Raw genomic sequence first — 11,478 nt, 5'->3', positions numbered from 1 at the left:
GGCAAGCCCTATTCCAGATCAATCATATACTGCGGCTCCAGCACAATGACCGTCGGTCGATCTGGGAGATCCCTCAGAGATACGGTAATCTCTGACACCCCGTTACGTTCAACTGGAAATGTATCCCGAATATCGACCAGAAACCTGTCCAGCGAGAACCCCGAAAACCAGTGCATCGGAATGATCACCGAACTCTTCAACCGCTTCAAGACCGAGATCATGTCCGGCAAAGGCATTGTCGTCCCGCCATCAACCGCGGCCATAACCACATCCAACCGCCCCAGCGCAGCAAACTGTTCGTCTGACGGCACATGATGCAGATGACCCAGATGACCGATACATAGCCCCTCGACCTCGAACACAAAGATCGAATTCCCGCGCTCTTCGACACCGCCATAGGCTGAACGAATATCGGTCGAAACATTGCGCACCAGCAACTCTCCTAGATCAAGGTGATGCTCAATACCCTGCCCGAACTCGCCCCATCCCGGCAAAACATGCGGGATCGCCGGGTCGGGATGGGCCGTCCAATGGGTAGAGTGGGCATGGTTCATCGTCACAACGTCGGGGATAAGGTCAGCGCTGCCGATGAACCCGGTGAAGTCGGTCACGGCATTCAGCCCACCCCGCGTCTGAATCAGAAAAGACGCGTGCGCGATATAACTGATCCGCACCGAAAATTCCGGCACCGGGTCTTGCCAGGCAGCTTTGTGAAGGTACTCAATCCCCGGCGCGGCATCTGCGATCGCAATACAATGGCTCGGCCGCCGATCCTGCGCCGCGGCCCCGCCCGAAATCACCATCAATGCCGCAACCAACCAGCGCATACGGCAAGTGTAGCGCAGAACGCGCCCAAGTCATGCCCCTTGTTCATCTGGCCTAAAATACTTCGGGGAGGGCGCGGCTTGCCGCAAATGGGGGCAGAGCCCCCTACCCAGCGTCGGTTTTCCCGCGCCGGTCGGACCGCAGGCTGGCATACAGAACATGCGTCCGCCACCGCCCGTTGATCTGGAGGTAGGACTGCGCAACGCCTTCATATTTAAAGCCCGAGCTTTCCAGCAGCCCGCGCGACGCCTGGTTTTCGGGCAGGCAGGCGGCTTCAATCCGGCTCAGATCCAGACGAGTAAAGGCGTGATGCACCATGGCCCCGATCGCCTCGCGCATGTATCCCTGACGGGCAAAAGCCTGGCCGGTCCAGTACCCTAGGGTACCGGCCTGCGCGGGCCCACGCCGTATGTTGTCCAGCGTTATGGCCCCAACCAAGACATCGTCTTCCCGGCGAAACAGAAATAGCGGTATGGCAGTCCCGCTTGCGACCGAGCGCTGCGCCCAATAGACCCGGTTGGTAAACGATTTGCGGCTTAGATGGTCGTTTGCCCAGATCGGCTCCCACGGTGTCAAATAACCCTGTGACGCCCGTCGCATCGCCGCCCAGCCATTGAAATCGGAATGGGCAGGCGGGCGCATACTCAACCGCGCGGTTTCGAGTTTCAGCTTGCGTCTGCCCAACAGCATCACGCCGCCCGCCTCTCCTGCAGTTCAGCCAGTGTCGGCGCGCCTGAAACCGGACCATACAGCGCCAGTGCCGCCGGGGCTTGCAGGGCCATGGTCTCCGCGAAGGCGCGCACATCCTCGGTACCAACCGCATCGATCTTGGCAACGGTATCCTCTAGCGAAGGCACCCGGCCCCAGATCTGCACCAGCCGTGCCAGACGCTCCGCGCGGTTCGACGGGCTTTCCAGCCCCATCAGCATCCCGGCCTTCATCTGGGCGCGGGCACGAGCAACCTCTTCCGGGCTCATGTCTTCAGCGGCGCGTTTCATCTCATCGATGGTGATCGCTGCCAACTCACCCACCTGATCCGCCGAAGTTCCGGCATAGATCGTGGTGGTTCCGGTATCAGCATAAGCACCAGCCTGAGCAAAGATCGTGTAACACAGCCCACGCGTCTCGCGCACTTCCTGAAATAGACGCGAAGACATGCCACCACCCAGAGCAGTCGAATAAATCTGTGCTGTGTAAATAGCATCGTCGCGGTAACCCGGGCTTTCCAGCGCCAGTGCGAAATGAGCCTGTTCCAGCTCTTTCTCTTGCCGCGCTTCGCCGCCAGTGAAACGGGCCATTTCGGGGATCAGACCTTTGCGCGGCTGCAAATGGCCAAACATCTCTTCGGCCACTTTCATCAGCTGATCATGATCAACAGCGCCAGCCGCCGACAGAATCATCTGTTCCGGCCCATAGTGCTGGGCCACGAAACCCGACAGATCCTCGCGTGAAAACGCGCTGACCCGTTCGGTCGGGCCCAGAATGGTGCGGCCCAAAGGCTGATCGTGATAGCTCTGCTCTTGCAGCCAATCAAAGATCACGTCATCGGGCGTGTCATATGCCTGACCGATTTCCTGCAGGATCACGCCACGCTCGACCTCGATCTCGCGCGGATCAAATACCGGGTTGAGAACGATGTCACCGATCACGTCCATCGCCAACGCCACGTCGTCCTTGAGAACGCGCGCGTAATAGGCCGTCACCTCGCGCGAGGTATAGGCGTTGATGTAACCGCCCACATCCTCGATCGCTTCGGCGATCTGCAGCGCCGAACGTCGCTTGGTTCCCTTGAACGCCATATGTTCAAGAAAGTGCGCAATACCGTTCTGTTCGATGCGCTCATGCCGCCCACCTGCGGTCACCCAGATGCCGATGGCTGCCGATTGCAGCCCCGGCATATGTTCACTGACGATACGAAAGCCGTTCTTCAGTTGGTCTTGTCTGACAGTCACTCAGCGATATGCCTTCTGATATGATCCTCAAGGGCGCCCAGATCATTGGCAATGCGGGTCACCCGTTCCGGACGTTCATACAGATCAGACATGCGGGATGGAAGAGGCGGATGTACGTCGCTCGCCTTCTCAACCGCCGCCGGGAACTTGGCGGGGTGTGCAGTTGCCAGCGTGATCATCGGAATGTCGGCGGCACGCTGGTCTTCTGCTACTTTGATGCCAATCGCGGTATGCGGGCAGACCAGTTCCGCGCTATGAGCCAGCGTAGAATTGATGGTGGCAAGCGTTTCTTCTTCGGATACACGCCCCGAGTCAAAAATCTCACCCAGCGCTTCCATCGCGCCCTGGCTGACATTGAAACCCCCGTTCTTGAGCTCATCCATCAACTGCGCCACGGCGCCGCCATCCTGGCCATAAGCATAATACAGCGCCCGTTCAAAGTTCGAGCTGACCTGAATATCCATCGACGGGCTAATCGACGGGATGGTGTCGCCCTTGAAATACCCCTCGCCCGACAGGCAGCGGTGCAAGATGTCGTTCTGATTGGTCGCCACGACCAGCCGATCGATCGGCAGGCCCATGCGCTTGGCTAAATACCCTGCGAAGATGTCGCCAAAATTGCCGGTCGGCACCGTGAAGCTAACCTTACGATGCGGTGCACCGAGGCTGACGGCGGCCGTAAAGTAATAGACAATCTGCGCCAGAACCCGCGCGAAATTTATCGAGTTCACCCCCGCCAGTTTCACGCTGTCGCGAAACTCGAAATCGTTGAACATATCCTTCAGCGCTGCCTGACAATCGTCGAAATCGCTGTCCACTGCCAACGCATGCACGTTGCTGTCCGCAGGTGTTGTCATCTGGCGGCGCTGCACCTCGGAGACACGGCCATGGGGAAACAGGATGAACACATCCACTGCATCCAGCCCCCGGAAGGCCTCGATGGCTGCCGATCCGGTATCGCCACTGGTCGCACCCACGATGGTCACGCGGTCGCCACGGCGTTTCAGGGCCACCTGGAACAGCTGACCGATCAGTTGCATGGCGAAATCCTTGAAGGCCAACGTGGGGCCGTGGAACAACTCCAGCAGGAAATGGTTTTCGTTCAGCTGCTTTAGCGGCGCGCGGGCGTCATGGCCGAAGCCTTCATAAGCGCGGGTGATGATGGCCTTGAACTCATCCTCGGCAAAGGACTCGCTGACATAGGGCCACATCACGCGGAACGCGATCTCTTCGTACGACAAACCTGCCAAGGCTGCGATCTCGTCCTGCGACATCACTGGAATCTCGGCAGGCAGATACAAGCCGCCGTCGCGGGCCAATCCGGTCAGCATCGCCTCTTCAAAAGTCAGTTCGGGCGCCTGCCCACGGGTCGAGATGTATTTCATGTCGCGTCACTCTCAGAATTGGCGCGGCTGCGCCACAGGAAGTATCCGGTCATCGCGGCCCAGACCAGAGCCAGACCAAACCAGGTGATTGCATATTGCAGATGATCGTTGGGGATGCCCACCGTATCAACCGGCAAGGGCGTCACGTTCGGGTCGGTCTCGGACCGGGCGATCAACAGCACCGGTTCGGCGCCCAAAGCGGCAGCCAAATTGGGCACGTCGCGGGCAAACCAGATATTGGCTTCTATATCAGCTTCGGGCGTATAGCTGTCGATCTCATCCGGCCAGTGCAGGTTGCCGGTGATTTCCATCGGACCAGTCAGGCGATCCGCCTGTTTGGCGGTTGTCGGAATATAGCCCCGATCCACCAAAATAGTCCGGTCCCTGGTGCTGAAAGACTGAATGATCCGATACCCTGCCCCGACGTGCTTGACCGAGACGAGAACATGAATTTCGCCTGGCTCCAGCTCGCCCGAAACGGTCACCGGAAGGTATTTGTCTGCGCCCACTGAGACCTGTGGCGGCAAGGCGACGGGATCGGCTGAGATTCGGCGCTCGATTTCGCTCAGCACGTTCTGTTTCCACGCCAAACGCTGCATCTGCCAGATACCCAGCCACAGCAGCACCCCCAGACCAGCAAGGCCGAAGATCAGCAGGAACAGAATGCGGCGCATGTCAGGAACAAACCTCGTTGCAGGAACCGGCGTCTTGTTAAGGGGGGCGTGCACCAAATTGCAACCACGCAATTGTATGGGGCGCAATCTTGCGCCCGTAATAGAGAAAAAGCCGCCCCGAAGGGCGGCTTTTGCAATTGGATCACCTGAACAGCGTTACATCAGCGGGGCTTGACCCCAGATGTAGACGGCGAAAAACAGGAACAGCCAGACAACGTCAACGAAGTGCCAGTACCAGGCGGCCGCCTCGAACCCGACATGTTTCTCGGGCGTGAAATCCCCCTTCAGAGCCCGGATCAGACAAACCGACAGGAAGATCGTACCGATAAGCACGTGGAAACCATGAAAACCGGTTGCCATGAAGAAGTTCGAATAGAACTGATCTCCGCCGAATTTCCAGCCTTCATGAGCAAGCAGTTCATAGTACTCAAATGCCTGCAGACCCGTGAATGCGACACCCAGAGCAATACCAATGGCCAGACCCTGCACCAGCGCCTTGCGGTCATTGCCATGTACCAACGCATGGTGTGCCCAGGTGATGGCACAGCCTGACAGCAGCAGGACCAGAGTGTTGATCAGCGGCAGGTGGAACGGGTCAACCGCGTGGATATCTGGCTGGATGTATTCAGTGCCCGCATAGTCGTACATCGGGTACATGCGATGTTTGAAGAACGACCAGAACCAGGCGAAGAAGAACATCACCTCGGACATCACAAACAGGATGAAACCATAGCGCAGGCCGATGCGGACGACGGGTGTGTGATCGCCCTGGCGGCTTTCAACCACCACTTCGGACCACCATGCGAACATGGTGTATAGCACCGCGACCAGACCGGCCCAGAACATCCACGGCGTAATGCCATGCATCCAAAGGACGGCTCCGAACAGCATCACAAAGCCACCAACGGCTCCGATCAGAGGCCAGATCGACGGGGCCAGAATGTGATAATCGTGGTTTTTAGCGTGTGCCATCAGCGTCCCTCACCTACAGGCGTTAGTTCTTTGTTGTCTCAGCCTGCACGTCAAGGGCAGCGTAGCCCTCCGGCAGGTCAATTTCGTAGAATGTATACGACAGAGTGATCGTATGAACATACTTGGCTTCAAGATCATCGACCATTTCAGGATCGACGAAGAAAGTTACCGGCATCTCTACGCGTTCGCCGGGTTGCAGCACCTGCTCTTCAAAGCAGAAACAGGCAATTTTCTGGAAATACCCCCCCGCCGAATAGGGGGCCACGTTGTACGAGGCCTGACCGGCAATCGGGCGGTCCGTTGGGTTATAAGCCTCATAAAAGGCCAAACCGGTCTCACCGATGCGCACTTCCATCTCGCGTACAACAGGCTTGAATTCCCAGGCCATGTCCTTGGCCTTGGAGGCGTCAAACCGTACGGTAATGGTGCGATCCAGAATGTCATCGGGCGCTGCTTCGGCCACACCTGTGGTGCCACCAAACCCTGTCACCCGGCAGAACCAATCGTAAAACGGCACAGAAGCCCAGGCCAGGCTGCCCATCAGAACAACCACACCGACAGTCTGAACAACCGTTTTCTGGGGGCCGGTCAACGCCATCAGTTCTGAATCTCCTGTGTTGCCATACCGAAATCCGTGCCCGACACCTTTACGACCGTCAGCCCGAAAATGATCACGATAAAGGCAGCCAGTGTCAGAGCAACGCCCAGATTGCGGCTGAAACGGCGCTGATGCAGTTCGTGGTTTTTGCTCAGACTCATGACCAGCCTCCCAGCCCATAGGGTTTCAGCAGCGCCTCAGACAGAATGGCGCCGAAATGCAAGAAGAGGTAGAGCAACGACAATTTGAAAAAGCTGCGCTCGACCTTGAAGTTGTCGACCTCGGAATCCTCTTCCGTCCGACGCGAGATTTGCCAAGCGCCCCGCAGGAACAACGCGTTCAATACCAAAGCAACGGTCAGGTAAATTGGTCCACCAATGCCAGAGAACGCGGTTCCCACCGCCAGAATGGCCAGCAAAGCCGTGTAGAAAAGTATGTGTACCCGTGTGGCGCGGCGACCATGCGTGACCGTCAGCATCGGCACGCCCGCATCGTCATAGTCCGAGCGCATGAACAGAGCCAACGCCCAGAAATGCGGTGGGGTCCACATGAAGGTCAGGGCAAACATCAGCCACGGCTCAACTGACATCGACCCGGTTGCGGCGACCCAACCAATGACGGGCGGGAATGCACCTGCAGCACCGCCGATGACGATGTTCTGCGGTGTCGAACGCTTCAGCCACATCGTATACACAACGACATAGAAGAAGATGGTGAATCCCAGGAACGCGCCTGCAAACCAGTTGGTTGCAAGGCCCAGCATGATCACCGAAAGACCAGACAGCGCCAGACCGATGGCCAGCGCCTCGCCCTCTTCTACTTTGCCGGACGGGATCGGGCGGCCCTTGGTGCGTTTCATCACCCGGTCGATATCCGCATCCCACCACATGTTCAAAGCGCCAGAGGCCCCGCCGCCGATAGCGATGAACAGGATGGCACAGAAGCCGACAACGGGATGTACGGTAACAGGCGCCGCCAGCAATCCGACCAGCGCCGTGAAAACGACCAGAGACATCACACGCGGCTTCAGCAGGGCGAAGTAATCGCCAAAGCTGGCCTCGTCCGCCTGGGCTGTCGCGGTGCTGGCATTGATGCTTGCGTCGGTCATTTTCGGTCCTTCTGGGGCGAAAGCTGCGCGGTTCACCCGCGCAGCCTGCTTTTCATATCAGGTGGGGACTATCCCTGCCCTTAGCGCGCTCAGTTCGAAGCGACCTGATAACTTTGTGGCAGTCCCGCATATTCGTCGATCGCACCTTGTAGCCACTGGTCATAGGCTTCTTGACTGACCACTTTGACGGTGATCGGCATATAGGCGTGGTCTTTGCCACAAAGTTCCGAACACTGGCCGAAATAGATGCCTTCTTTCTCGGCTTCGAACCACAGCTCGGCCAGGCGTCCGGGCACACCGTCCTGCTTCACACCGAAGGACGGGATGGTCCAGGAATGGATCACGTCAGACGCCGTGACTTGCATCACGATGACCTTACCAACCGGAACAACAACGGCGGTATCGGTGGCCAGCAGCCATTCGTCGTCGCTGTAACCCGCGTCGGCCAGCTTGGCACGCATGGCGTCATCCAGAACAAACGGGGTCACGTCCGCATCGGCTGGGCGCGCACCTTCATCCAGGGTCGCAGGGTGGCCGAGAAGATAGCTGTCGAACGCAAAATCGTGATCAACATACTCGTAAGTCCAGTACCACTGGTTGCCGACCACCTTGATGACAATGTCGCCTTCAGGAATTTCCTGCTGCTTGAACAGAACCGGCAATGAGAACGCGCCGATGAACACCAGAATCAGGATCGGACCCAGGGTCCAGGCAATTTCGACCGGGGTATAGTGCGAGAACCCCGCCGGGGTCGGGTTTGCGCGTTTGTTGTAACGCACGATGCAGTAAATCAACAATCCGGCAACCAGCAGGCAGACGGCGGTGATGATCACCAGAATCATGCCGTCCAGACGCTGAATTCCTGTGGCAAGGCTGGTGGCTGCTGGCTGAAAACCCATGCCGCCGTCGACCGGCTTGCCAATAATCTCAAGCTCCTGAGCCATGGCGGGAAGGCTGGAGAGGGCTGTCATAAACCCTGAAAGCATCAAAGCATTCTTCATATTCTGTCCTGATCGTTTGATCTTTGCGTCCCTGGCGAAAAGGTGTGAATCGGTCGCACCTCTCCCGTTGTCTTTGGCCGCGTTAAAAACCATATTCCTTCGGGTAGATAAAGCAAAATGCTTGCGTCAAACAGACGCTATTTTTGATCTGGATCAAACCCGAAAGGTCACAACCCATGCCCGACGCCCCATTTCGCCCCTTTGAAAGCGCCCTACCGCATGATGAAGCGCTATCTATTTTGCAATCGGCGACCGCCGGGGCTGAGGACGGAGAACTGTTTGTCGAGCGTCGAAAGTCCGAGTCATTGGTGTTTGATGACGGGCGTCTGCGCACTGCTTCTTATGATGCCTCCGAGGGATTCGGCCTGCGCGCGGTCCAAGGCGAAGTCGCAGGTTACGCACATTCAACGGACGTTTCGATTCCTGCGCTGAAGCGGGCTGCTGAAACCGCGCGTCTGGCCGTTGGGGATGGCGGCGGGACGCTGGCCGGGGCACCCCGGCCCACCAACACGCGCCTCTACACCGACGATGACCCCATCGACTCTGCTGAGTTTCCGGTCAAGATCGAAACCCTGCGCGAGATCGATGCCTTTGCCCGCGATATGGATCCGCGCGTTGTGCAGGTCAGTGCAATGATTTCGGCCGCTGTTCAAGAGGTCGAGATTCTGCGCCCCGATGGCGTGATGGTGCGCGATGTACGTCCGATGACACGCGTGAATGTTTCTGTGATCGTGGAACAGAACGGACGCCGCGAAAGCGGTTCGGCAGGTGGCGGCGGGCGCGTGGGCCTGAGCGGGTTGATTGATCCGGCAGATTGGCAGGCCAAGGCCCGTGAAGCCCTGCGTGTTGCCTTGGTCAATCTGGATGCGGTCCCGGCCCCCGCAGGTGTGATGGAAGTAGCGCTTGGACCCGGCTGGCCCGGTATTCTTCTGCACGAAGCCATCGGCCACGGATTGGAGGGGGATTTCAACCGCAAGGGCAGCTCGGCCTTTGCCGGGCTGATGGGTCAGCAGATCGCCTCAAAAGGTGTAACCGTTGTGGATGACGGCACCATAGCCGATCGTCGCGGCTCGATCACCGTGGATGATGAGGGCACGCCCAGCTCTCGCACGGTGCTGATCGAAGACGGTGTCCTGACCGGCTATATGCAGGACCGCCAGAATGCGCGGCTGATGGGTGTCGCGCCCACAGGCAACGGGCGGCGGCAGAGCTATGCGCACAAACCCATGCCACGTATGACCAATACGATCATGCTGGGGGGCGAGTCCGATCCTGCAGCTTTGGTCGCGGATATCAAGGACGGCATCTGGGCGGTGGGATTCGGCGGCGGTCAGGTGGACATCACCAATGGCAAGTTCGTTTTCTCGTGCACCGAAGCCTACCGGGTCGAAAACGGCAAGATCGGCGCGCCCGTCAAAGGAGCCACGCTGATTGGTGACGGGCCATCCGCTTTGAAACGTATCCGGGGGCTCGGCAACGACATGGCGTTGGATCCTGGCATGGGCACCTGCGGAAAAGATGGGCAATGGGTACCGGTGGGCGTCGGGCAGCCGACCGTCCTGATGGATGGGCTGACTGTTGGCGGCTCGGCGGCCTGAGTCGCAAAAGACTGTAAAACACGGGCACAGGGTTAACCTTGCGCCCGTGCGCCAAACCCACAAACCGTTGAAAGGTGCTTTGCTTCAAAAAATTCAGCTTTTGGATTCTCATTTTCTTTCAATAGCTTAATGTAATTTTGAGTAACAATTTCGGGCAAATACAGATCTAATTTTCCACGATTTACAGGCTGTTAACCCGCCTTCTTGTAAACCAGTTTTGCAACAAGGCGGAGCACCGGATGACCGAAGAGCAGCTTTCTTCCAATCACCCCCCACTCCCACCCACCACGGAAGAGGACCGGTTTTCGTGGCTTCGCCTTTTGCGTTCTCGCAAGGTTGGTCCGGCGACGTTTCGCCGACTTCTGCGGGAGCATGGCTCGGCGCAGAACGCGCTGGCCGCGCTGCCCGAAATGGCACGCGCCGCCGGAATAGAAGGGTATGAAATCTGCCCCCCCGGCGTGATCGAGGCGGAGCTCAAGGCCGCAAAAGCCGCAAAAGCGCGGCTTTTGTGCCTTGGGTCCGCTGCTTTCCCATCAGCCTTGAATGATCTGAACGATGCGCCCCCGATACTGTGGGCGATCGGCAACGTTTCCCTGCTGCAACAGCCAGCAATTGCGATGGTCGGTGCGCGAAACTGTTCCTCGCTTGGTGCACGGACGGCCCGAGGGTTGGCCACCGATTTAAGCGGCAAGGGACATGTGATCGTCTCTGGCCTGGCCCGTGGAATTGATACGGCAGCGCACATGGCAGCCCTGACTTCCGGCACCATCGCTGTCATGGCGGGCGGCGTGGATGTGATCTATCCGGCAGAGAATACAGAATTGGCCCATGACATCGCCTCCGAGGGGCTGCGCCTGTCGGAACAGCCGATGGGCGTGACACCTCAGGCCCGGCACTTCCCCCGTCGTAATCGGATCATCTCGGGCCTCGCGCAGGCTGTTGTCGTGGTCGAGGCTGCCGCCAAATCCGGCAGCCTGATCACGGCACGCGATGCCTTGGATCAGGGGCGCGAGGTTCTGGCCGTTCCCGGCCACCCCTTTGACGCGCGGGCCGCCGGGTGCAATCTTTTGATTCGGGATGGGGCTACCCTGGTCCGGTCCGCTGAGGACGTGATTGAAGCCTTGCCGCCAAAGGACAACCTGTTTTCACGTCACCCTGAGCGGCCACCTACCCCCGTCGTGCACCCCACCCAAGACTTACACATTCAAATCCTTGAACGACTTGGCCCCTCACCCATTGCAGAAGACCAGTTGTTGCGCGACATCGCGGCCTCGGCTGGTGAGCTTGGCCCTGCATTGGTCGACCTGGAACTGGAGGGGCGAATCCAGCGGCAGCCTGGGGGTCTATTGTCCCTGGCAGGCTGAT

12 protein-coding genes are annotated in these 11,478 nt (G+C 58.5%); 2 read left to right on the top strand and 10 right to left on the bottom strand.

Translation table 11 applies throughout. From position 1 onward, the window contains the following. Positions 1-8 precede the first annotated feature (8 nt). From ALB80_RS06380 to coxB, 10 genes are all read right to left on the bottom strand, one after another. Complete coding sequence (locus ALB80_RS06380) at positions 9-827, bottom strand: MBL fold metallo-hydrolase (RefSeq protein ID WP_050603201.1); 819 nt, start codon at positions 825-827, stop codon at positions 9-11. A gap of 103 nt (positions 828-930) precedes the next feature. Continuing rightward, positions 931-1,515, bottom strand: coding sequence for a GNAT family N-acetyltransferase (locus ALB80_RS06375; protein ID WP_050603200.1), 585 nt, complete (start codon positions 1,513-1,515; stop codon positions 931-933). Continuing rightward, positions 1,515-2,777 (bottom strand): pitrilysin family protein, encoded by a 1,263-nt coding sequence (locus ALB80_RS06370; RefSeq protein WP_050603199.1) that lies wholly within the window; start codon positions 2,775-2,777, stop codon positions 1,515-1,517. The genes ALB80_RS06375 and ALB80_RS06370 overlap by 1 nt, the downstream gene beginning before the upstream one ends. Next, positions 2,774-4,162: a threonine synthase gene (gene thrC / locus ALB80_RS06365; protein ID WP_050603198.1), complete on the bottom strand. Its 1,389-nt coding sequence runs from the start codon at positions 4,160-4,162 to the stop codon at positions 2,774-2,776. Before thrC ends, ALB80_RS06370 begins: the two co-directional genes overlap by 4 nt. Next, positions 4,159-4,836, bottom strand: a complete 678-nt coding sequence (locus ALB80_RS06360) for an SURF1 family protein (protein ID WP_050603197.1) — start codon at positions 4,834-4,836, stop codon at positions 4,159-4,161. Before ALB80_RS06360 ends, thrC begins: the two co-directional genes overlap by 4 nt. Before the next feature lie 156 nt (positions 4,837-4,992). Then, entirely contained in the window at positions 4,993-5,808 is an 816-nt protein-coding gene (locus ALB80_RS06355) for a cytochrome c oxidase subunit 3 (protein ID WP_050603196.1), read from the bottom strand. A 22-nt stretch (positions 5,809-5,830) separates the two neighbouring features. Continuing rightward, positions 5,831-6,406: a cytochrome c oxidase assembly protein gene (locus ALB80_RS06350; protein ID WP_050603195.1), complete on the bottom strand. Its 576-nt coding sequence runs from the start codon at positions 6,404-6,406 to the stop codon at positions 5,831-5,833. Next, entirely contained in the window at positions 6,406-6,567 is a 162-nt protein-coding gene (locus ALB80_RS22375) for a hypothetical protein (RefSeq protein ID WP_172677862.1), read from the bottom strand. Before ALB80_RS22375 ends, ALB80_RS06350 begins: the two co-directional genes overlap by 1 nt. After that, positions 6,564-7,514, bottom strand: a complete 951-nt coding sequence (gene cyoE / locus ALB80_RS06345; RefSeq protein ID WP_050603361.1) for a heme o synthase — start codon at positions 7,512-7,514, stop codon at positions 6,564-6,566. Before cyoE ends, ALB80_RS22375 begins: the two co-directional genes overlap by 4 nt. An 89-nt stretch (positions 7,515-7,603) precedes the next feature. Next, positions 7,604-8,515 carry a cytochrome c oxidase subunit II gene (gene coxB, locus ALB80_RS06340; RefSeq protein ID WP_050603360.1) on the bottom strand — a complete coding sequence of 304 codons (912 nt, stop codon included), beginning with the start codon at positions 8,513-8,515 and terminating at the stop codon, positions 7,604-7,606. Between the two features lie 176 nt (positions 8,516-8,691). Between coxB and tldD the strand changes: the two genes are divergently transcribed. Next, positions 8,692-10,113 carry a metalloprotease TldD gene (tldD, locus tag ALB80_RS06335; protein WP_050603359.1) on the top strand — a complete coding sequence of 474 codons (1,422 nt, stop codon included), beginning with the start codon at positions 8,692-8,694 and terminating at the stop codon, positions 10,111-10,113. A 239-nt stretch (positions 10,114-10,352) separates the two neighbouring features. Further along, positions 10,353-11,477, top strand: coding sequence for a DNA-processing protein DprA (gene dprA, locus ALB80_RS06330; protein ID WP_050603194.1), 1,125 nt, complete (start codon positions 10,353-10,355; stop codon positions 11,475-11,477). The last annotated feature ends 1 nt before the right edge of the window (position 11,478 follow it).

The sequence above is a fragment of the Ruegeria sp. 6PALISEP08 genome (genome assembly GCF_001238295.1).
Classification (GTDB): Bacteria; Pseudomonadota; Alphaproteobacteria; order Rhodobacterales; family Rhodobacteraceae; genus Ruegeria.
Note: the sequence above shows the minus strand (reverse complement) of the source record. Positions and strands in the feature narration are given on the sequence as shown.

Bases quoted from the DNA above. Each gene is read 5' to 3' on its own strand.
- ALB80_RS06380 (WP_050603201.1), bottom strand. From the start codon at position 827: ATGCGCTGGTTGGTTGCGGCATTGATGGTGATTTCGGGCGGGGCCGCG.
- ALB80_RS06375 (WP_050603200.1), bottom strand. From the start codon at position 1,515: ATGCTGTTGGGCAGACGCAAGCTGAAACTCGAAACCGCGCGGTTGAGT.
- thrC (WP_050603198.1), bottom strand. From the start codon at position 4,162: ATGAAATACATCTCGACCCGTGGGCAGGCGCCCGAACTGACTTTTGAA.
- ALB80_RS06360 (WP_050603197.1), bottom strand. From the start codon at position 4,836: ATGCGCCGCATTCTGTTCCTGCTGATCTTCGGCCTTGCTGGTCTGGGG.
- ALB80_RS06355 (WP_050603196.1), bottom strand. From the start codon at position 5,808: ATGGCACACGCTAAAAACCACGATTATCACATTCTGGCCCCGTCGATC.
- ALB80_RS06350 (WP_050603195.1), bottom strand. From the start codon at position 6,406: ATGGCGTTGACCGGCCCCCAGAAAACGGTTGTTCAGACTGTCGGTGTG.
- ALB80_RS22375 (WP_172677862.1), bottom strand. From the start codon at position 6,567: ATGAGTCTGAGCAAAAACCACGAACTGCATCAGCGCCGTTTCAGCCGC.
- cyoE (WP_050603361.1), bottom strand. From the start codon at position 7,514: ATGACCGACGCAAGCATCAATGCCAGCACCGCGACAGCCCAGGCGGAC.
- coxB (WP_050603360.1), bottom strand. From the start codon at position 8,515: ATGAAGAATGCTTTGATGCTTTCAGGGTTTATGACAGCCCTCTCCAGC.
- tldD (WP_050603359.1), top strand. From the start codon at position 8,692: ATGCCCGACGCCCCATTTCGCCCCTTTGAAAGCGCCCTACCGCATGAT.
- dprA (WP_050603194.1), top strand. From the start codon at position 10,353: ATGACCGAAGAGCAGCTTTCTTCCAATCACCCCCCACTCCCACCCACC.